The sequence below is a fragment of the Clostridia bacterium genome (genome assembly GCA_017620395.1).
GTDB lineage: Bacteria > Bacillota > Clostridia > Oscillospirales > RGIG8002 > RGIG8002.
The window spans coordinates 1-20,309 of the sequence record JAFZQJ010000003.1 but is presented as its reverse complement, the minus strand read 5'-3'; the positions used below and the strand labels follow the sequence as shown (position 1 = coordinate 20,309).

Sequence of the window (20,309 nt, the reverse complement as noted above, 5' to 3'; positions counted from 1 at the left end):
CGAATTGATAACCATTTCCACGGAAAACCTGACTCATACCTACTCGCCCGGCAGTCCGTTTGAAAAGACCGCCGTCAGCGGCGTGTCCTTCACGCTGAAAAGCGGCGACGTCATGGGCGTGATCGGTCACACCGGCAGCGGAAAGTCCACGCTTATACGCCACCTGAACGGACTTATGAAGCCGACCTCCGGCACGGTCAGGGCGGACGGCGAGGACATCTTCGCCAAGGGCTACGACCGCCGCCGGCTGCGCCACCGCGTCGGCCTGGTTTTCCAGTACCCCGAATACCAGCTTTTCGACGAAACGGTCGAGAAGGATATCGCCTTCGGCCCGCGCAACATGGGCTGCGGCGATGAAGAAATAAAACGCCGCGTTGAGAAGGCGGCGGAGTTTGCCGGACTTACCGCGCGCGAGCTGAAGGCGTCGCCCTTCGAGCTCTCGGGCGGGCAGAAGCGCCGCGCCGCGCTCGCGGGCGTGCTCGCGATGGAGCCGGAGGCGCTGGTGCTCGACGAGCCCGCCGCGGGGCTCGATCCGGTGTCGCGCCGCCGCATAATGCTCGACATACTCGCCTACGCGAAGGAGACGAACGCCGCGATCCTGCTCGTCAGCCACTCGATGGAGGATATCGCCGCTTATACGACCTCGGTCGCCGTCATGCGCGAGGGAAAGTTCGTCATGCAGGGCGCGACGCGCGAGGTTTTCTCCCGCGTCGGCGAGCTTGCGGAGCACGGGCTTTCCGTGCCGCAGGTGACGCGCATCTGCTCCGAGACCGGTTGCGAAGGCACCGTTCTCACGGTCGAGGAGGGCGCGGAAGCGGTCAAAAAGCTGCTCGGGAGGGGTTCGTTATGAGAGACATAACCCTCGGCAGCTACTACCGAGCCGATTCGGTCATCCACAAGCTCGACGCGCGCGTGAAGATACTGCTCATGATAGTGCTGATGGCGGCGATCTTCACCGCGAACGGCACCGTTTCATACGCCGCGGTCTTCATTTTCAGCGTCGCGGTGATGCTGATGACGAAGGTGCCGCTGAAGCTCTATATGAAGAGCTTAAAGCCGCTGCTGATACTCGTCGTATTCACCTCGCTGCTGAATATCTTTTACACCCCCGGCGTGATACCGCTTTTCGACTGGTGGATATTCCACCCGAAATTCGAGGGCGTTCTCTTCTCGCTTAAGATGATAGTGAGGATAGTCAGCCTGATAATTGTCAGCTCCGCGCTGATGTATACGACTACGCCGGTCGCGCTGACCGACGCGCTCGAATGGCTGATGAAGCCGCTGAAGTTCGTGCGCTTCCCGGTGCACGAAACGGCGCTGATGATGACCCTCGCGCTCCGCTTCATCCCGACTCTGCTCGAAGAGGCGGATAAGATAATGAACGCGCAGAAGGCGAGGGGAGCGGACTTCGAGAGCGGAGGCCTTTTCCGCAGGGCGAAGGCGCTGATACCGGTGCTCGTGCCGCTGCTCGTTTCGGCGTTCCGCCGCGCTCCGGAGCTCGCCACGGCTATGGAGTGCCGCTGCTACCGCGGCGGCGAGGGCAGAACGAAGCTCCGCGTCATGAAGGCGGGATACCGCGACGCGCTTGCCGCGCTGATAGTCCTCGCGCTGCTCGGCGCGGTGATATTCGCAAGGGTGAAAGGAATTGACGTGCCCCCATGGAGCGAAATATTAAACTTGATATAACCTATATCGGCAGCGCCTACTGCGGCTGGCAGTCCCAGCGCAACGGCACGACGGTGCAGGAAACGCTCGCCGCCGCGATAGAGAAGCTGACCGGCGCGTATCCGAAGCTCCACGGCTGCGGCAGAACGGATTCCGGCGTCCACGCCAAGAACTACGTCTGCTCCTTCAAGACGCCGTCGAAGGCTTCGCCCGAAACCTTCGTGCGCGGGCTGAACGCGCTGCTGCCGCGCGATATCGCGGTGAAGGCGGCTTCCGAAGCGGCGCTGGACTTCCACGCGCGTTTCAGCGTGACGGGCAAGAAATACGAGTATTACATACTGAATTCGCCGCAGCGCGATCCGTTTTGGGAGGGGCGTGCGCTCCACTACCCCTACCCGCTGGACGAAAAGCTGCTCGACAAAGCGGCGAAGGCGTACCTCGGCGAGCACGACTTCTCGGCGTTTTGCTCGGCGGGCGGTTCTGTCAAAGATAAAGTCAGAACGATAACCGAATCGTCCGTGCGGCGCGAGGGCGACCTTGTCGTCTTCTCGGTCGCGGGCAGCGGATTTTTATACAACATGGTGCGGATAATGGCCGGCACGCTGCTTGAGATCGCGCAGGGCAAGATCGCTCCGGACGCGCTTTCGGGCATAATCGCCTCCGGCGACAGGAACGCCGCCGGCGCGACCGCGAAACCGCAGGGACTCTATTTGAGCGAAGTATATTACGACTGAAAGCGGAGAGAGAATGAAGCGCAAAACCGACGCCCGCGAGCTTACGCGGGACGAAAAAAACAGAATACGCAGGCGCAAGCGCATACTGAAGACGGTCTTTTGGATAGCCGTCCTCGGCGTTGCCGCGTGGTTTTTTCTCTTCGGCAACGACGTCATCTCCTTCAAGGGCATAAAGAACTTCTTTATCGAGACCTTCACCTCGGGCAAGGACGACAAGGTCGCACCGCTTAACGGCACCTCCGTCGAGGACGTGAAACTGATGGGCTCGGATATGCTCGTCGTCAGCGACATCGGCGTGATGCTAATGAGCGGCAGCGGCCGAGAACTGCTGACTGCTCAGCACGGCTGCGCGAAACCGTCCGCCGTCGCATGCGGCGACCGGTTCCTTGTCTTCGACCGCGGGGGCGTGCGCTGGGAGCTTTATTCCAAGGACGGGCTCATACGCTCCGGCGCGGCGCCTTATGACATAACCGACGCCGCGGTCGCCTCAAACGGCAGCATGGCGCTTGTCACGACCTCGAAAAGCTACCACAACGAGGTGCATTATTTCGACTCTGACGGAGCGGAGACTTACGTCTGGTACTCCGCCGACAATTACATATACAAGGTCGGCATGAAGTCGAACGGCAAGATGCTGACCGCCCTCGGCATGAGCGCCGAAAGCGGCGAAAGCTCCGTAACGGCGTTCCTTTTCGAGCCGAGCAGCAAGGCGGAGCCGCTCAGAGTTCCGCTCGGCGGTAATAATTTCTACTACGTCTCATATAAAGGTAGTAACGCCACGATTATCGGCGATTCGAGCGCCGTGACGCTGAACGACGAGGGCGGCACGGAGGCGGCCTTCGACTACGGCGGAATGAGCCTGCGCGGTTACGCGAACACGTCCGACCGCACAGTGCTCGTGTTCAGCAAATACGGCGTCGGCAGGGAGCACGTTATCGTCTCCGTCGACGACGACGGCGAAGAATATGCGCGCGCGGAGCTCTCGGTCGATTTCCGCTGCGTTTCGGCCGGTAAAAGCGGCGTCGCCGTTCTCGGGTCGCACGAAGTAACGGTTTTCTCAAAGAAGCTTGAGCAGGAGGCGGTCGCCGAGACCTCCGCCGACGGCAGCTACGCCTGTGTTTCGGGGGATAACGTTTTCGTCTTCGGCGTCGGCAGCATTTCCAAGATCCCCGTCTGATGAAAGGAGCGTTTTATGAATATTGCGCTTGATATCATAGCGGTCGCCATAGTCGCCGCATCCGTGCTTCTCGGCATAAAAAAGGGCTTTTTGAAGACGGTCCTCGCGCTCGCGGGAATGATTCTCGTCTTCTTCCTTGCGTATAAACTTTCCGTCCCGCTGGGGAACGTGATAGACGAAAAGATCGTCAATCCGTCGCTTCGCGGAACTGCGTCGAGCCGCATCGCCGACAAGATAGGCGTCGAGCTTCAGGAGGGCGACAAGGAAGCCCAGCTCGAGAACTTCGAGGCCGAGATAGAGCAGAAAAACGAGAGCGAGGAGGGGCTTACCGTCCTCGGCATCGGGAGGGAAAAGATAAATCAGGCGGCGCAGGAGGCGTCCGGCAGTGTCGTCAAGGGAATATTCTCGCTTGTCGATAAGCTTTCCGGCAGTGTTTCGCGTATTATCGCCGCGGTCGCGATAATCCTCGCGGGCGTGCTGATCCTCTTCGTGCTGAAGCTGGTCATACGTCCGATTCTGAAGGCGGTGCACCTCGGCGGGTTCGATTCCGCGCTCGGCGGCGTGCTCGGCGGCGCGCGGGGCGTGCTTATAGTGCTGCTGCTGGCGTTCGTCCTGCGGCTCGCGCTCCCCGCGATCTCAAACACGATCAACCGCGAGACCATAGACAAAACGCTGGTTTTCAAATACGCTTACTCACTCGTCGACGGCGAGTAACGATAAATACACTCTGATCAAGGAGCGATACCATGAACATTCCGAACGTACTCACAATATGCAGATTCATAATGATCCCGTTCTTTTTCTGGGCGTACAAAGCGGATAACTTCCTGCTGGCTGCGATCCTCTTCTTCGTCGCGGGAGTTACCGACGTGCTCGACGGCTGGATCGCGCGCAGGTTCAACATGACGACCGACCTCGGCAAGATAATAGATCCGCTCGCGGACAAGCTGATGCAGATGTGCGCGGTCGTGCTCCTCGCGTGGGAGTTCCCGCAGCTGCTCTGGTTGCTCGCGATGCTCTGCGCCAAGGAGGTGCTGCAGATAATCGGCGGCTTCAAGCTGATAAAGGATAAGAAGGAGATTATGCCTTCGAAGTGGTACGGCAAGCTTAACACGGCGATAATCTTCATCTTTCTGAGCCTGCTCATCTGGCGCGGCTACGGTATCGAAGGCCACCTCGACGACAGCGGCGCTTCGCTCGGATGGGGCATTCCGAAGCCGGTCTGCTTCGTGGTCTTCGGCATCGTCGGAGTGCTGCTCGTGTACTCCTTCATCCGCTACTACATCGAGGGCTTCAAGGGCGCGTACAAGCGCGCCGAGATAAAAGCGGAGCGTCACGCCGAGAGGGCGGAGAAACTCGCCGAGCGCGCCGAAAAGCACGCCGAGAAGGCGAAGGAGCACGCGGATATCGCCGTCAGGAACGCCGAGCAGGCGGTCGAGAAGGCGAACGACCGCGCCGAACGCGCCGCCGCGAAAGCGGGGGAGGCCGCGAAGGCCGCCCGCAAGGACGAAACCGCAGAAGACTGATACCGATACAGTCGACCACCGAAGAACAGGAGAACTGAAATGCTTTGCAGCAAATGTAAAAAACGCGTGGCGGTAGTCTTCGTCACGAAAATGGATAACGGCAAGCCGGTCAACGAGGGCTACTGCATACCCTGCGCCCGCGAAATGAACCTCCCGAACATCCGCAACATCATCGACCGCATGGGTATGACCGAGGAGGATATAGAAGCGGTCAACGAGAGTATGGCGCAGCTTATAGGCGACGGCGATATGTTCGAGCCGGGCGGCACCGCGCCGATGCCCTTCTTCCAGGTCTCCGGCGACAAGGAAAGCAAGGACGACGGCAAAAAGCAGAGGGGAAAAGGCAAAAAGGCGCAGGAGCAGCCGGAGAAGGAACAGAAGCGCAAGTTCCTCGACGGCTTCTGCATCAACCTTTCCGAGCGTGTCCGTCAGGGCAAGGTCGACCGCATCATCGGCCGCGACAAGGAGATCTACCGCGCCGTCCAGATACTCAACCGCCGCATCAAGAACAATCCCTGCCTCATCGGCGAAGCCGGCGTCGGCAAGACCGCCATCGCCGAGGGGCTCGCATATGCGCTTCAGCACGCGGATTTCATCCCTCCGCGCCTGCGCAAAAAGGAGATACACCTGCTCGACCTGACCGCGCTGGTCGCCGGAACGCAGTTCCGCGGGCAGTTCGAGAGCCGCGTCAAGGGGCTCGTCGACGAGGTCAAGCGCGAGGGGAACATCATACTTTTCATCGACGAGGTGCATAACCTCATCGGCACCGGCGAGAGCGAAGGCGGCATGAACGCCGCCAACATCCTCAAGCCCGCCCTTTCACGCGGCGAGATACAGGTCATCGGCGCGACCACCTTCGGCGAATACCGCAAGTATATCGAGAAGGACGCCGCGCTCGAGCGCCGCTTCCAGACGATAAACGTCGACGAGCCGAGCGTGGCCGAGACCGCCGCCATCCTCGAGGGGATAAAGGGCTATTACGAAGAACACCACGGCGTGAAGCTGGACGACGGGCTCTGTTACAAGGCCGCCTCCCTCGCCGCGAAATACATCACCGACCGCTTCATGCCGGATAAGGCGATAGACCTTATCGACGAGGCGTGCTCCACCGCGAGCATCAAGAACAAGGAAGCGGCGAAGCTCGCGGAGCTGGAGGAAAAGATCGCCGAGCTCTCCGCGCGCGAGGAGGAGCTTACGAACGTCGAGGCCTCCGAAGGCGGCGAGGAGAACAAGGACGAGATATTCAAAGAGATCGCCGACCTGCGCGTCGAGCGCTGCCGTCTTGAAGAGGACGCCGAGAAGCTCCGCCAAAAGAACCTCATTATGCCGGTCACGATCGCGGAGCTCGCCTCCGTCATCGAGCTGTGGACGGGCATTCCCGCCGACAGGATAAAGGAGCAGGAGTTCGACAAGCTCTCGCTGCTCGAGGAGCGCATCAAGCGCCGCGTCATCGGGCAGGACGAGGCGGTCGAAGCCGTCGTCCGCGCCGTCAAGCGCGCCCGCGCGGGGCTTACCACGCGCCGCCGCCCTGCGTCCTTCGTCTTCATGGGTCCCACCGGCGTCGGCAAGACGGAGCTCGTGCGCGTCATGGCGGAGGAGCTTTTCGACACGAAGGAGAACTTCATCCGGCTGGATATGTCGGAGTATATGGAGAAGCATTCCGTCAGCAAGCTCGTCGGCTCGCCACCCGGCTACATAGGCTACGACGAACAGGGGCAGCTGACCGAGCGCGTCCGCCGCAAGCCGAACTCGATAATCCTCTTCGACGAGATCGAGAAGGCGCACGCCGACGTGCTGAACATACTGCTTCAGATACTCGACGAAGGCCGCCTCACCGACGCCCACGGCAGGCGCGTGAACTTCGAGAACACCATCGTCGTCATGACCTCCAACGCGGGCAGCGGAACGGGCGTTTCCACCCTCGGCTTCACAGGAGGCGGCGGAGGCAGCTTCGATAAGACGAAGGCGGAGAAGGCGCTCAAGGAGATAATGCGCCCCGAGCTTCTGAGCCGCATCGACGACGTCATCTTCTTCAACAAGCTCACGCTCGATAACTACAAAGACATCGCCGGCCTGATGCTCGACGAGCTCGCCTCCGGCATGAAGGAGAAGGGGCTCAGCCTCGAATACGGCGACGACGTCAGACTCTGGCTCGCCTCCCGCGCGGAAGGCAGTCAGCAGTCCGCGCGCGAACTGCGCCGTCTGATACGCCGCAACGTCGAGGACGAGGTCGCGGAGCTGATGGTCACCGGAAAGATCAAGTCCGGCGTCGCGCTTTCCGCCGACGGCGAAGAGCTCAAAATCACCGCAAAGTAATCGGCGAATCAATTATTGAAAAATAATTAAAATAAAAATATAAAACCGAAAGGAAAGACAAAAATGGATTACAAGTACGGACATTTCAATTCCGACGGCACCGAGTTCATCGTTACCCGTCCCGACTGCCCGAGAGCGTTCGACAACTTCCTGTTCAACGAGTGCTCGCAGGCGAACGTCGAGCAGACCGGCATCGGCTGGTTCGACTATCAGATAGGCGACAAGGAAGCGGTTCAGCTTTACACCGGCATCGGCCGCATCTGCGACTTCGACGTCTTCGGCCGCGACCACCTCATGAGCCGCCTTATCTACATCCGCGACAACGAGACCGGCGAGTTCTGGACTCTCAACTGGGAGCCGATAAAGGCGAAGTATGAGAAATACGAGTGTGTCCAGGGGCTCGGCTACTCGATAATCCGCAATCAGACCAACGGCATCGCCGCCGAAATGACCGTCTTCCTGCCCGTCGGCCCCGTGCCCGCGGAGCTCTGGAAGCTTTCCTTCGAGAACGTCTCCGGCAGAGAGCGCGATATCTCCGTTTTCTGCTATAACCAGTATCAGTTTTCCTTCAAGTGGGGCTTCGACAGCTACGGCGATATGATCTACCGCAGCGTCGTCTTCGACAAGGAGAACAACGCCATCGTCGCCACGAAGCACCCCTTCATCAAGCCGCACAACCACCTGACCGCCTTCTTCGCGTCGGATGAGAAGATCGCCGCGTTCGACGGCAGCCGCGCCGCCTTCGTCGGCAGATACGGCTCGCTCGCCGCGCCGGACGCCGTCGCCGCCGGAAGCTGCACGAACACCGAGGGCTCCGCGGAAGCGACCGTGGGCGCCGCGCAGTATAACTACAAGCTCGCCGCCGGCGAGAAGAAGAACGTCGAGATCGTCGTCGGCGTCGTCGATTCGCCCGCCGAGGTCAAGGCGTTCAAGGATAAGTACATAGGCAGGCTCGATTCGCTGCTCGCCGAGGTCAAGGCGTACTTCGCCTCCGTCATCGGCAAGAACAAGGCGACGACTCCGGACGAGCACTTCGACCGCCTCATCAACGTATGGGCGAAGCAGGCGAACCTCTACGGCGCCGCCTGGGGCCGCTGGGGCTACAACGGCTACCGCGACATCGTCCAGCAGGGGCTCGGCTGCGCTGCGCAGACTCCCGCCCGCACCCGCGAGATCCTCGTAGAAGCGCTCAAGCGCCAGTATTCGAGCGGCCTCGCCGTCCGCGGCTGGAACCCGATAGACGAAAAGGCGTATTCCGACAGCGCGATGTGGCTCGTCTTCACCCTCATCGCGTACCTGCGCGAGACGGGCGACTTTGACCTGCTTAAAGAAGAAGTCCCGTTCTACGACGGCGGCAGCGCCACCGTCCGCGGCCACATCGACCGCGCGCTGAACTTCCTCGAGAGCAACAAGGGCGCCGACCGCCTGCTGCTTATCAAGTTCGGCGACTGGAACGACTCCCTTACCGGCACCGGCAAGGAGGGCAGAGGCGAGAGCGTCTGGCTCAGCATCGCCTACGTCGAGGCGCTGACCGAAATGGCGGCGCTCGCGAACTACCTCGGAGAAAAGGACGCGGAGGCGGACTACCTCGCGCGTATGGAGGATATGAAGGCCGTCATCAACGAAAAAGCGTGGGACGGCGACAGATACATCCGCTGCATCGACGACTACGGCAAGAAGGTCGGCGCCGCCGGCGCGAAGGCCGCCGAGATCTTCATGGAGCCGCAGTGCTGGAGCCTCATCTCCGGCGTCGCCACGGGCGAACGCGCCGAGCAGGTCATAAAGACCTGCGACCGTCTGCTCGGCAGCAAATACGGCTACCTGCTTCTCGCACCCTGCTTCCGCGAATTCGATCCCGGCATCGGCAGGATCAGCAGCATGGAGCCCGGCATCGCCGAGAACGGCACCATCTATTCCCACCTCAATATCTGGATGATCCTCGGCCTGCTCCGCATCGGCAAGGGCAACCTCGCCTACGAGCTCTTCAAGAAGGTCTCGCCCGGATACCTCGTCTCCGCGGACGACAACAAGGATAACAACCCGCCCTTCATGTACGCCAACTGCTACTTCGGGCCCGACCACAAGAACAGCGCGTACATCACCGAGTTCACCTGGATCACCGGCTCGGTCGCGTGGTTCACCACCGTTCTGCTGAACGAAATGCTCGGCGTCAAGCCCGATTTCGGCGGCATCGTCATCGATCCCTGCCTGCCCGCCGAGTTCAAACACTGCGCCGTCAAGCGCGTCTATCGCGGCGCGGAATACGACATCACGATCGAGAACCCGAAGGGGCTCGAGAAGGGCGCCGTTTCCGTTTCTGTCGACGGCGAAGCTATCGAAGGAGCGCGTCTGCCTCTGTTCGAGGGCGGCAGGCACGAGGTCAAGGTAACGATTTCGTAATCGCCGAATAGAATAGAAAGAACGTATATATCCGGGAGTGATACGAATGAAAACAGTAAAAACAACCGAGCTTTTCGACCTGACGAAGTCGCGCGCGGGCAGCTGGCTTGAAGGCTTCGAGCGTCCGTGGGAGGCGCTGGGCGGGATAAAGGAATTCCTGCTCGCGCTCGGCCCGACTCTGCCGGCCGACGAGTTCGACAACCCGTCCGAGGGCGTCTGGATACATAAGACCGCTAAGGTCGCGCCCACGGCGTTCATCGGCGCACCCTGCATCATCGACGAGGGCGCGGAGATACGCCATTGCGCCTTCATCCGCGGCTCCGCGCTGATAGGCAAGGACGCCGTTGTCGGCAACTCCGTCGAGGTCAAGAACGCTATCCTCTTCGAGAAGGCGACGGTGCCGCACTTCAACTACGTAGGCGACAGCATCATGGGCTGGAAGGCGCACATGGGCGCCGGCGCCGTGACCTCCAACGTCAAGAGCGACAAAACGCTCGTCGTGCTTCACGGCTCCGACGAGGGCGATATCGAGACCGGGCTTAAAAAGTTCGGCGCGATGGTCGGCGACGGCACCGAGGTCGGCTGCAACAGCGTGCTGAATCCCGGTTCGGTGCTCGGCAAAAACTGCATAGTATATCCCACCTCCTGCTTCCGCGGCGTGCTCGCCGCGAACAGCATCTACAAGGAGAAGAACAACGTGGCCGAAAGGAGATAGTATGGGCAGACTTTTCGGAACCGACGGCGTTCGCGGCGTAGTCAACAAGGAACTGACCGCGGACCTCGCCATGAAGGTTGGCAACGCCGCGGCGCGTGTGCTCACGGATGCGGACGGGAAACGCCCCGTCATCGCGCTCGGTATGGACACCCGCATAAGCGGCGACTTCCTCGCCTCCGCGCTCGCGGCGGGCATCTGCGCCGCCGGAGCGGACGTGCTTCAGCTCGGCGTCGTGCCGACCCCCGCGGTCGCGTACCTCGTCGGCAGGTACAAGGCGGACGCGGGCGTGATGATCTCCGCGTCGCACAATCCCGCGGAGTATAACGGCATCAAGATTTTCAGCGGCGACGGCTACAAGCTGCCCGACCTGCTGGAAGAGAAGGTCGAAACGCTCGTGCTCGGTAACGAGTTCTACGCCTGCGACGGCGCCTCCGTCGGCAGGATCTCGCGCGCGGAGAACGCCGTGGCGGACTACGTGGAATACCTGAAGTCCACCGTCGGCGGCGGCTTCAAGGTGCGCGCGCTGATCGATTGCGCGAACGGCTCCGCCTCCGTGACCGCGCCGGTGCTTTTCCCGTCGCTCTGCGACTGCGATATCATCTTCGCGGAGCCGGACGGCGTGAACATCAACGCCGGCTGCGGCTCGACGCATCTGGATAAGCTCTGCGAAAATGTAGTCGCCGGCGGCTACGACCTCGGCATTGCCTTCGACGGCGACGCCGACCGCTGCCTCATGGTGGACGCGGCGGGCGAGGTCGTGGACGGCGATATGATTATGGCGATGGCCGCCGTCGATATGAAGCAGCGCGGCACGCTGAACAAAAACACCGTCGTCGGCACGATAATGACCAACTTCGGCTTCAACCGCTTCTGCGCGGAGAACGGGCTCGCCTTCATTCCCACGAAGGTCGGCGACCGCTTCGTGCTCGAGGAGATGCTGATAAACGGCTACTCCCTCGGCGGCGAGCAGTCGGGGCACATCATCTTCAAGGAGTTCGCCACGACGGGCGACGGGCAGCTTACCGCCCTTCAGGTGCTGGATATGCTCACCCGCAGCTCCGCGCCTATCGGGCAGCTGAAGCGCGTTATGACGCGCTATCCCCAGCATCTCATCAACGTCCGCGTCACGCCCGCGGGCAAGGAGCGCCTCTTCACCGACAAGGTCGTCCGCGCGGCGATCGACGGAGCGGGTAAGGATCTCGGCGACGACGGCAGGATCGTCGTGCGCGAGTCCGGCACCGAGCCGCTGATCCGCGTCATGGTCGAGTGCGGCGACGAAGATAAGGCGCAGCGAGTCGTCGCGCAGGTTGCCGACACCGTCAGAGAACGGCTCGGCGAGAAATAGGAGGTTCGCTATGGAAACGCTTTATTACGGCTATAACAAAAACATAAAGGTCGAAGTCTTCGACAGCTACGAAGGGCTTTCGGAAGCGGCGGCGGATTACATCGCCGCGCTGATGCTGGATAAGCCGGATATCATCCTCGGGCTCGCCACCGGTTCTTCGCCGGTCGGCATATACGACGCGCTGACCCGCAAATACGAGGCCGGCGAGCTGGATTTCTCCGCTGTCCGCAGCTTCAATCTGGACGAATACTATCCGCTTTCGCCGGAGAACGACCAGAGCTACCGCTACTTTATGAATAAAAACCTCTTCGACCGCGTCAACATCGACAAGGCGAATACCCGCGTACCCAGCGGCGTCGCCGAGGACGTGGAAAAGGAGTGCGCCGAATACGACGCCGCGCTCGCCGCGGCGGGCGGCGCGGACGTGCAGGTGCTCGGTATCGGATGCAACGGCCACATCGGCTTCAACGAGCCGGACGGCTTCTTCACCGCCGCGACCCACAAGGTCGCGCTGACCGAGAACACGATAAAGGCGAACGCCCGCTTCTTCGCGAGCGAAGCCGACGTTCCGCGCTTCGCCGTCACTATGGGTATGGGCGCGATAATGTCCGCCAAACGCATCGTCCTCGTCGCCAACGGCGAGGCGAAGGCGCAGGCGATCGCGTCGATGCTGACCGGCGGCGTCGATCCGCTCTGTCCGGCGTCGATACTGCAGCTCCACCCCGACGTGCACGTCTTCATCGACAAGGACGCCGCGAAGCTGCTGTAAGAGCAGCGACGCCTCCCTTGTGCGAGGGGAGGTGCCCCGAAGGGGCGGAGGGGTTGTACGCCGCCGAAGGCGGCTCATAACTGCCGCGGAGCGGCATTATAACTCTAAACTCATCACTAAAAGAAAGCCCCATCCGAATCCGGATGGGGCTTTTGAGTTTATAGTTTATAGTTTAGAGTTATGATCGGCTCCGCCGAGTTAAGAGTTCGCGCGGGCAACGCCCGCGAATTTAGCTGCGAGCGCAGCGAGCTTACGCCCACGGATCCTGCGACTTCGGCTTGCGGATGCCGGAGAGCAGGCCTTCGTACTCCCACAGGAACCACTGTTCGCCCTTCTGACGAAGCACGAGGTAGCGTTCGCTGTCGGCGCCGCCGGAGCGGACGAAGAGCTTGACGTAGCCCTCGTTATCGAAGGAGTAGGGGTTGGTGAAGAAGGTCACCTTGAATGGCTCGGTGGGGGTGTAGTCGTTGCCGGGGACGGCGCCTTCAAAATAGGAGAAGGGGACGTAGGTGCTGCCGTCCATGAAGCGGTCGCGCAGGAACTGCTTGTTGAGCGGGCTCAGCGGCTGGGGCCCCTTGAGGAAGTCCAGCATCTGAGTGCCGATCTCGGGCGCGGCGGCGTAGGCGCAGAGCGCGCAGATCGACAGAGCCGCGGTCTTGAAGGGGGTGTCGAGCGCGCCTTCGGGCAGCGCCTTCATCTCGTCGACGCTTTCGGGCAGCGCGGCGAAGGTGAAGGTCTCGGTCTTCTGCTCCTTTTTGAAGCCGCTGACGACGTTTTCAGCCGTCTTTTTGAGGGAATCGAAAATGCTCATGGTGTTTTTCCTTTCTGTATTTTGAATTGCGGTTATCGCGTTTCAGTCTGTCATTCCGAGCCGCGGACGCGCCGGCGGGGAATCCCCGTGCAGCCGTCTGCAAAAGGCGCGGGGCCACTCGCTTCGCCCGGGATGACGGCGGGGAAAGTTTGCTTTACTGTTGAAGCGAACCGGGGGTTGCCAGCTTCGCGGCGACGCGCAGTATCGCCAGCGCGTCGGAAACCGTGAGGCGTCCGTCGCCGTCCGTATCGCCGACGGCGATAGCTTCGAGCGTTTCGGGAACGAGCTTCGCGGCTATGCGGAGCGCGTAGAGCGCGTCCGCGACGGTGATTTCGCCGTCGCCGTCGAAGTCGCCCTTCAGAGCGCCGGCGGGCGCGACGTCAGCCTTGATGAAGACGTCGACGTCGCCGTTGTAGTCATGTGTTCTCCATGTGATTAAGTCCGCTTTTGCGCCGTTTACCGTCACGGCCGGGAGGTTGTCGACGTCCCATTCGCAGCCGGAGCAGTTCTCGACGTTGAACCAGAGATAATACTGTACGTCCGCCGAAAGCGGCTCGTCGCTGTCGTTGAGCGTTACGAAGGCGCCGTATTCGTCAAAGAAGCCGATGCAGGTGTAGACGCTGTCTTCGGCGTTGGCGTTGCAGTAAACGTACCAGGTTTCACCCGGGCGGTATGATTCCGTTCCGTGAACCGAGATCAGCGAGTCGCGGAGCGCCTGTGTGGCTTCTTTTCCGGTCGTCGCGGTCGTGAGCGCGACCTGAGCCGCGTCATATTCGACGTTGATGCTCGACGGGACCGGGACGCCGGGGCCGACGGTGATTTTTGCGACCGCGAATTTCGTGGGGTCGGCGACGGAGCGCGCGGTGACGGTCAGGACCTTTTCCCCTTCGTTCACCGAAACGTTCAGGCGCGCGGACGAGCCGAAGGCCGTCAGTTCGGTTCCGGGATCCATGCCGTCTCCGTCGAGCGTCCATTCGACGTCGAGCACGTCCGTACCGGTGACGGTCGCTTCGATATCCAGCGCGCCGCCTCTCGGAACGACCGCGGCGGAAACGTCGAGCGTAACGCTGTCGATTCTGACGGGCTCGTCAATGAGCGTTACCTGCGCCTGCGCCCACGCGGTCGAATAAGCGGAGGACGCTTTGACGAGGATGAGGCTCGCGGTCTCGTTTGCGGCGACCGTGAGCAGGCCGCCGGAGCTGACTCGCGTAGACGCGCTTTCGGCGCCGATGACCGTCCATTCGGCGGAGTTAGAGGTGCCGAGCGCCTCGAGCGAGAACTGCTTTTGCGTTCCGCGCTGAACTATGGCGTGATCGGGATTTACTTTGACTTGCGCGACGGCGTGGCCGCTGTCGTCGAGCGGCGCCTTGACGAAGACGTCGATATCGCCGGTTTCGTCATGGTTTCTCCATCTGACGTCGGCGGGTTTGCCGTTGACCGTCACGGCCGGCAGATTGTCTACGTCCCAGATATAACCGCTCGTATTCTCGACGTTGAATTCGTAATAATACTCTCTGCCGAAGGTCAGGTACTCGTCCGAATCCGCAAGACTGCGGAAACGGTCGTCTTCGAAATATCCGAGCGAGGTGTATTCGCTGTCGTCCGCGTTCAGATTCGCGTAAACGTACCAGCCCTGATCGTCGCCGTAATAGTCGGTGCTCTTGAGCGAGGTGACGGCGAGCCTCAGCATTTTTGATACGTCTTTGCCGGTCAGGCGGGTGGTGGCGATTACCATCGAAGGATCGTAGGTGATGTTAAAGCTCGATTCAACCGGCTTCCCGCCGTCCGCGAAGACCGCAAGCGGCGCGATCCCGATGAGCATCGCGAACGCCGTTATAATTGAAAGAATGCGTTTCATTTTTTCCTCCGTAATTATGGATATCGTGCGCTTGCTTCAAAAACTTATCCAAGACTGCTCGGAGGAGCCAGCTTCGCGGCGACGCGGAGTATCTTCAGCGCGTCGGCTACGGTTATCTCGCCGTCGTTATCGACGTCGCCGAGCGTGATATCCTGCGCGGTCGGGGCGACGAGCTTGGCGGCGATGCGGAGCGCTTTCAGCGCGTCGGCGACCGTGATCTCGCCGTCGCCGTCCATATCGCCCTTGGAAACGCCGCCTTCTTCCATAGGCACGAATATCGGTTCGTTGTTCTGGAAGACGTAGACGTTGACGCCCTTGACTCCGGTCAGCGTGACGTTGCGGTAGAGGTCGTAGCTGAAGGTGCCGTATCCGGGGAGGGTGAAGAAGCCGGTCGCGTAGTCGTTTTCGTTATATTTGCCGACGAAGGTGACCTCGAACGTTTTGCCGTCCTCGAGCGTGAACTTGATCGTGGCGTTGTTGCCGAAGGCGTCGGCGTTGTTGATTATTTCGCGCTGCATGACGTAGAAGTCTTTGGCGAGCAGATAGATCGTCGCGTGATTGCCGGCCATGTCGAGCGTCACGGCGTTGTAGCCGTCGTGCTGGATATAAGCGGCGCTGAAGGTCTGCGTGCCCTTGAAGATACCGCCGTTCGCGGTGAAGTCCCAGCTTTCCGTCGTGCCGTCTTTATAGGTCACGTTCAGCACGAGGCCGTCCAGGTCCTCGGGTCTGACGACGGAGGAGAGGGCGAATTCGTTATTGTAGGGTTCCTGCGCGACGGTTATGCGCTTGATACCGCTCTCCACGAAGGTGACGTCGATCGTGACGCTCTCGCCGCCGTACCAGAGCGTGGCGGTGTTCGCGCCGGCGACCGTGATGTCGCCGTCGAACCAGAAGTCGATATAGAAGCCGTCGACGTATCTGGTGTCGTCTTTGAAGACGATGGTCTTATAGGTGTTGTCCGTGTAGTTGACCTTCAGGACCGCGCCCTTGATCGAGGGATACTGTTCGCCGATATAGTAGACGGTGTGGTCGGGGAGCTTCGTCAGCTCGATGCTCTTTATCTTGGACGCGGTGCCGGTGACGTTGAAGGAGCAGGTCATGCCGCAGTATTCGAACATAACGGTGTTTGTTCCGACCGAGAGCCCCGATTCGAAGTCGCACATGTAATAATGCCCGAGTATCTGCCAGTCGTAGTTATTTTCGAACGTGTAGTCGTAATAATCGTCGTTCTTGTAATGGATGCGCAGCACCGCGCCGGTGAGGTCGGGAGCGGGGAAGAAGCCGTTGGGCGTGGTGTCGTAGACGGTCTTGTCCGGAAGCTTGACGAACTCGATGGACTTATAGGGATTCTCGATGCCGGTAACGGTCAGCTCGGCGGTGACGCCGTTGGTGAATCTGACCGTGACCGTGTTATCGCCGAGCGAGTACTCGTCGGGAAAGACGTAATCCTGAAAGAACGGATGCGTGGGCGAATCGTTGCGGAAGTTGACCGTTTCTACGGGCGAGCCGTTTTTACAGAACTGTATCAGCATGCCGTCGGGGTAGAAGCTGTGGTTATCGAGCCCGACGATGTATTCCGTTCTGTAGGGCATACGGGTGACGCGCGCCTCGTCGAAGTTGTAGGAGAGAAAGCTGACGTCGTAGACGAATCTGAAACCGTAGCATTCGATTATGACGCGGTTGGCGCAGCCCGCCGTGGGCTCGTCTTCAAAATCGGCCTTGCATATGACGCCGTCGGGGGATTCAACGTCGGAGTACTCGCCGGAAGCGGGCATCCAGGTCGCCTTGTCGCCGTTCGCGTAGTTTATCCTGAACGTGAGACCGGCAAGGTCGGGATTGCGATCGTTCGGCAGGTAGGTCGTTTTCGTCGGCCAGCTGATGACGTCGACGCTCTGCACGTCGGAGCGCGATACGGTGACCTTCACGTGGCCCGAGGAGGAGCCCCACATGCCGACGTAAATGTATACGTTCGTCCTTTTTCCAAGGTCGCAGTAGCACTTGAAGTTGGTGTATTCGCCGCTGTCGTCGTCGTAGCCGAGCTGCTGACCTTCGCTGTCATAGACGTAGCAGTAGAGGTCGAGATCGCTCTCCGATTCGATGGTATACATACCCGCGGCGCCGGTGTAGAGGTTGATGTAGACCCCGCTGCCGTCGTAGTCGAATTCGTATTCGCCTTCCGCGCGGATGGGGTTGCCCTCGTTGATGCAGGGCACCGGCGGGAAGTCGTTTCCGCCGCCGGCGAAGACCGCGAGCGGCGCGATCCCGATGAGCATCGCGATAGCGATAATGATTGAAATAAGCCGTTTCATAAAAAGTCCTCCTGTGTGTCGGATTAGTATACGCCATATGAATTATATCACATTTTTCACGAAATGTATAGTCAATTATTATAATATGATAGAAAACGTGCGGCCGGGGGTATCGGCGGCGTGGCGGAACGCGGCGCGTTTTGGAAAAATATATTGACAAATTGACGCGCGGATAATATAATAACGCTTGTCGCCGGTGTAGCTCAGTCGGTAGAGCAGCTGATTTGTAATCAGCAGGTCGGGGGTTCAAGTCCGTCCACCGGCTCCATTCAAAAGAGCGATGCGAAAGCATCGCTCTTTTATAATTGAAATCCGCGCCGCCGGGTGATATAATAGGGGAAACCGCTATCACGATATAAGGAGCCGCGTATGAGACTTTTCGTCGCCATAGAGTTCCCGCCGGAGATAAAGGACGCCCTCTCCGCCGCGATCGTTTCGCTGAAATCGCAGGGCGTGTCCGCGAACTTCACCAGCCGCGAGAATATGCACCTGACGCTCGCCTTCATCGGCGAGACACACCGCCTTGCCGATGCGAAGGCGGCGCTCGATACCGTGAAAGCGCGTACCTTCCGCGTCGCGCTCGGCGGCTCGGGCGCCTTCGGCGATCTGCTCTGGGCGGGACTCCGCCGCGAGCCCGGCCTCGACTTCCTCGCCGCGAAGGTGCGCGAAGCGCTCAACGCCGCCGCCTTCGCGCTCGACCCGAAGCCCTTCCGCCCGCATATCACCCTCGCGCGCCGCGCCGTCTGCGAGGGGAAGCCGCAGCTCGAGCTGCCCGCCGTTTCCGCGCCGGTAACGGAGTTCGTCCTCATGCGCTCCGACCGCGTCGACGGCCGCCTCGTCTACACCCCCGTCTTCCGCAAAGCCCTCGGCTGACCGCTCCCGAAAAATTTTCAAAAAATTTTCTCCGCACCCCTTGACAAATCCGAAAGGGGTGCTATAATATGTCTCGAAAGGTCAAAGAAAGTCAAAGTCAAAAACGGAGGCGAAACGGTATGGCAATGACCGACAGGATATACGCGATGATACGCGAGCTTATCGAAAGCGAGGGTTCCGCGGAGATCGCCCGCAACGAACTCGCGGGCAAGCTCGGGTGCGTTCCGAGCCAGATAAACTACGTTATCTCCTCGCGCTTCACGCCGGAGCAGGGTTACATCGTGGAGAGCCGGCGCGGAGGCGGCGGCTACATCCGCATCAGAATGGTTGACGGCAGCCGCGACGGCTACCGGATGCATATAGTCAACAGCATCGGCGCATATATAGATATGAACTCCGCCTTCGCGATACTGCGCAACCTCGTCGCCAACGGCTGCCTGACCGAGAAGGAGGGCAAGCTGATCCTCGCCGCGCTCCGCAGCAGGAGCGTAGCGTCGCTTCCGCCGGAGACCGCGGGCGCGATCCGCGCGGACCTTCTCAAAAATATGCTCATGAATATTTAGCGCAAATACTACATTATATAAATATCACTTGAAAGAGGTGTTTGATATGTTGTGTGAAAACTGCAAGAAAAGAGAAGCGACCGTCTTCTACGAGGAAAACATAAACGGCAAAAAGAAGAGCTACAAGCTCTGTCCCGACTGCGCGGCGGAAAAGGGAGTCAGCATCCCCGACTTCGGCAGGGAGATGCTGAACTTCGGCGGCGGTCTGTTCGGCGGCGGCCTTTTCAACGGCCTGCTGAACGCCGCGATGCCGTCCTTCGCGCTCGAAAGCGGCAGGCGCGAGCCCCGCGGCGAAAAGCGCTGCCCCGTCTGCGGCTCCACGCTCGCGGACATAACCCGCAACGGCCGTCTTGGCTGCGGCGAATGCTACAGCGTCTTCGGCGGCATGCCGCTGCCGAAGCCGAAGCGCGAGCCCGGCGAGGAACCGCCGAAGAACGAAACGCCTTCGCGCGAGGAACTCGAGGCGCAGCTGAAAAAAGCCGTCGCCGATGAAAACTTCGAGGAGGCGGCGCGCATCAGGGACGTGCTGCGCGGAAAGAACGCGTAAGCGCGGTTTCCCGAAGGCCGAAAAGGAGGAATGACTTATGTATAACAGAAGATTTACGGAAGAAGCGTCAAAGGCGCTTGAACTGAGCGTGCAGGCCGCGAAGGAGCTCGGACACGCTTATATAGGCAGCGAGCACCTGCTGCTCGGACTGCTCCGCGAGGGCGGCTCCGTCGCCGCGAAGGTGCTTGAGAACAACGGCGTCACCGAAGACGCCGTACGGGAAAAGATAGAAGCCGCCATCGGCAGGGGCGATCCTGCGCAGGTGGTCAACGCGGAGCTGACTCCGCGCACCAAGCGCATCGTCGAGCTTTCGCTCGCGGAGGCGAACCGTATGGGCAAGCAGCTCATCGGCGCCGAGCACCTGCTCATAGCGATAATCGAAGAGAATAACAACATCGGATGCCGCATCATCAGCGAGCTTTGCGGAAACGTCAGCGCCGTTATGGAGGAGCTGCTTTCCGAATGCCGCGAGGCGTACGAGGAGGAGGCCGGGGAGGACGAGCCCGAGGGCGGCGGCCGCAAGGCTAAGGGCGACGCGCTGAAAAAGTACAGCCGCGACCTTACCGCGCTCGCGGCGCAGGGCAAGATCGACCCCGTCATCGGCAGGGAGGAGGAGATCGAGCGTATCACGCAGATCCTCTCCCGCCGCACGAAGAACAACCCCTGCCTGATCGGCGAGCCGGGCGTCGGCAAGACCGCCG

At 60.5% G+C, this 20,309-nt stretch carries 18 protein-coding genes and 1 tRNA gene; 16 read left to right on the top strand and 3 right to left on the bottom strand.

Translation table 11 applies throughout. The features are described 5' to 3' along the window. Window positions 1–4 precede the first annotated feature (4 nt). The 11 genes from J5441_00345 (at window position 5) to nagB (ending at window position 12,647) form a co-directional block, all read left to right on the top strand. Window positions 5–850: an energy-coupling factor transporter ATPase gene (locus J5441_00345; GenBank protein ID MBO4933609.1), complete on the top strand. Its 846-nt coding sequence runs from the start codon at window positions 5–7 to the stop codon at window positions 848–850. After that, window positions 847–1,686 carry an energy-coupling factor transporter transmembrane protein EcfT gene (locus J5441_00340; protein ID MBO4933608.1) on the top strand — a complete coding sequence of 280 codons (840 nt, stop codon included), beginning with the start codon at window positions 847–849 and terminating at the stop codon, window positions 1,684–1,686. Before J5441_00345 ends, J5441_00340 begins: the two co-directional genes overlap by 4 nt. Next, a complete protein-coding gene (gene truA, locus J5441_00335) occupies window positions 1,659–2,399 on the top strand; it encodes a tRNA pseudouridine(38-40) synthase TruA (GenBank protein ID MBO4933607.1) in 741 nt (246 codons plus the stop codon). Before J5441_00340 ends, truA begins: the two co-directional genes overlap by 28 nt. Window positions 2,400–2,412: 13 nt before the next feature. Next, a complete protein-coding gene (locus J5441_00330) occupies window positions 2,413–3,576 on the top strand; it encodes a hypothetical protein (GenBank protein MBO4933606.1) in 1,164 nt (387 codons plus the stop codon). A 15-nt stretch (window positions 3,577–3,591) separates the two neighbouring features. Further along, the gene (locus J5441_00325) at window positions 3,592–4,290 is read left to right on the top strand and encodes a CvpA family protein (protein MBO4933605.1); all 699 of its coding nucleotides are present in this window, start codon (window positions 3,592–3,594) and stop codon (window positions 4,288–4,290) included. A 32-nt stretch (window positions 4,291–4,322) separates the two neighbouring features. Beyond that, on the top strand, window positions 4,323–5,102 hold the full coding sequence (locus J5441_00320; protein ID MBO4933604.1) for a CDP-alcohol phosphatidyltransferase family protein: 780 nt from the start codon (window positions 4,323–4,325) through the stop codon (window positions 5,100–5,102). 39 nt (window positions 5,103–5,141) lie between these two features. Further along, a complete protein-coding gene (locus tag J5441_00315; protein MBO4933603.1) occupies window positions 5,142–7,418 on the top strand; it encodes an ATP-dependent Clp protease ATP-binding subunit in 2,277 nt (758 codons plus the stop codon). Window positions 7,419–7,481: 63 nt separating this feature from the next. Then, complete coding sequence (locus tag J5441_00310) at window positions 7,482–9,818, top strand: hypothetical protein (protein ID MBO4933602.1); 2,337 nt, start codon at window positions 7,482–7,484, stop codon at window positions 9,816–9,818. A gap of 46 nt (window positions 9,819–9,864) precedes the next feature. Then, window positions 9,865–10,533, top strand: a complete 669-nt coding sequence (locus tag J5441_00305; protein ID MBO4933601.1) for a UDP-N-acetylglucosamine pyrophosphorylase — start codon at window positions 9,865–9,867, stop codon at window positions 10,531–10,533. A gap of 1 nt (window position 10,534) precedes the next feature. Beyond that, a complete protein-coding gene (locus tag J5441_00300) occupies window positions 10,535–11,878 on the top strand; it encodes a phosphoglucosamine mutase (protein MBO4933600.1) in 1,344 nt (447 codons plus the stop codon). A 43-nt stretch (window positions 11,879–11,921) separates the two neighbouring features. Continuing rightward, a complete protein-coding gene (nagB, locus tag J5441_00295; GenBank protein ID MBO4933599.1) occupies window positions 11,922–12,647 on the top strand; it encodes a glucosamine-6-phosphate deaminase in 726 nt (241 codons plus the stop codon). Between the two features lie 250 nt (window positions 12,648–12,897). On the opposite strand, the gene J5441_00290 is transcribed toward nagB, so the two are convergent. From J5441_00290 to J5441_00280, 3 genes are all read right to left on the bottom strand, one after another. Further along, a complete protein-coding gene (locus J5441_00290; GenBank protein MBO4933598.1) occupies window positions 12,898–13,458 on the bottom strand; it encodes a hypothetical protein in 561 nt (186 codons plus the stop codon). A 154-nt stretch (window positions 13,459–13,612) separates the two neighbouring features. Beyond that, window positions 13,613–15,316 carry a dockerin type I repeat-containing protein gene (locus J5441_00285; protein MBO4933597.1) on the bottom strand — a complete coding sequence of 568 codons (1,704 nt, stop codon included), beginning with the start codon at window positions 15,314–15,316 and terminating at the stop codon, window positions 13,613–13,615. 44 nt (window positions 15,317–15,360) lie between these two features. Beyond that, window positions 15,361–17,625 (bottom strand): dockerin type I repeat-containing protein, encoded by a 2,265-nt coding sequence (locus J5441_00280; protein ID MBO4933596.1) that lies wholly within the window; start codon window positions 17,623–17,625, stop codon window positions 15,361–15,363. Window positions 17,626–17,817: 192 nt separating this feature from the next. On the opposite strand from J5441_00280, the gene J5441_00275 reads away from it, so the two are divergent. From J5441_00275 to J5441_00255, 5 genes are all read left to right on the top strand, one after another. Continuing rightward, window positions 17,818–17,893, top strand: a tRNA-Thr gene (locus tag J5441_00275). A 101-nt stretch (window positions 17,894–17,994) separates the two neighbouring features. Then, window positions 17,995–18,498 carry an RNA 2',3'-cyclic phosphodiesterase gene (gene thpR / locus J5441_00270; GenBank protein MBO4933595.1) on the top strand — a complete coding sequence of 168 codons (504 nt, stop codon included), beginning with the start codon at window positions 17,995–17,997 and terminating at the stop codon, window positions 18,496–18,498. A gap of 119 nt (window positions 18,499–18,617) precedes the next feature. After that, window positions 18,618–19,061 (top strand): CtsR family transcriptional regulator, encoded by a 444-nt coding sequence (locus J5441_00265; protein MBO4933594.1) that lies wholly within the window; start codon window positions 18,618–18,620, stop codon window positions 19,059–19,061. Window positions 19,062–19,107: 46 nt separating this feature from the next. After that, window positions 19,108–19,608, top strand: a complete 501-nt coding sequence (locus J5441_00260; GenBank protein MBO4933593.1) for a UvrB/UvrC motif-containing protein — start codon at window positions 19,108–19,110, stop codon at window positions 19,606–19,608. Window positions 19,609–19,645: 37 nt separating this feature from the next. Further along, window positions 19,646–20,309 (top strand): ATP-dependent Clp protease ATP-binding subunit ClpC (locus tag J5441_00255; protein MBO4933592.1); only part of this gene is annotated, 664 nt, incomplete at its 3' end.

Coding starts and splice junctions, on each gene's coding strand:
- J5441_00290 (MBO4933598.1), bottom strand. CDS start 13,458: ATGAGCATTTTCGATTCCCTCAAAAAGACGGCTGAAAACGTCGTCAGC.
- truA (MBO4933607.1), top strand. CDS start 1,659: ATGGAGCGAAATATTAAACTTGATATAACCTATATCGGCAGCGCCTAC.
- J5441_00330 (MBO4933606.1), top strand. CDS start 2,413: ATGAAGCGCAAAACCGACGCCCGCGAGCTTACGCGGGACGAAAAAAAC.
- J5441_00325 (MBO4933605.1), top strand. CDS start 3,592: ATGAATATTGCGCTTGATATCATAGCGGTCGCCATAGTCGCCGCATCC.
- J5441_00305 (MBO4933601.1), top strand. CDS start 9,865: ATGAAAACAGTAAAAACAACCGAGCTTTTCGACCTGACGAAGTCGCGC.
- J5441_00315 (MBO4933603.1), top strand. CDS start 5,142: ATGCTTTGCAGCAAATGTAAAAAACGCGTGGCGGTAGTCTTCGTCACG.
- J5441_00320 (MBO4933604.1), top strand. CDS start 4,323: ATGAACATTCCGAACGTACTCACAATATGCAGATTCATAATGATCCCG.
- J5441_00310 (MBO4933602.1), top strand. CDS start 7,482: ATGGATTACAAGTACGGACATTTCAATTCCGACGGCACCGAGTTCATC.
- J5441_00285 (MBO4933597.1), bottom strand. CDS start 15,316: ATGAAACGCATTCTTTCAATTATAACGGCGTTCGCGATGCTCATCGGG.
- J5441_00260 (MBO4933593.1), top strand. CDS start 19,108: ATGTTGTGTGAAAACTGCAAGAAAAGAGAAGCGACCGTCTTCTACGAG.
- J5441_00300 (MBO4933600.1), top strand. CDS start 10,535: ATGGGCAGACTTTTCGGAACCGACGGCGTTCGCGGCGTAGTCAACAAG.
- thpR (MBO4933595.1), top strand. CDS start 17,995: ATGAGACTTTTCGTCGCCATAGAGTTCCCGCCGGAGATAAAGGACGCC.
- J5441_00340 (MBO4933608.1), top strand. CDS start 847: ATGAGAGACATAACCCTCGGCAGCTACTACCGAGCCGATTCGGTCATC.
- J5441_00280 (MBO4933596.1), bottom strand. CDS start 17,625: ATGAAACGGCTTATTTCAATCATTATCGCTATCGCGATGCTCATCGGG.
- J5441_00265 (MBO4933594.1), top strand. CDS start 18,618: ATGGCAATGACCGACAGGATATACGCGATGATACGCGAGCTTATCGAA.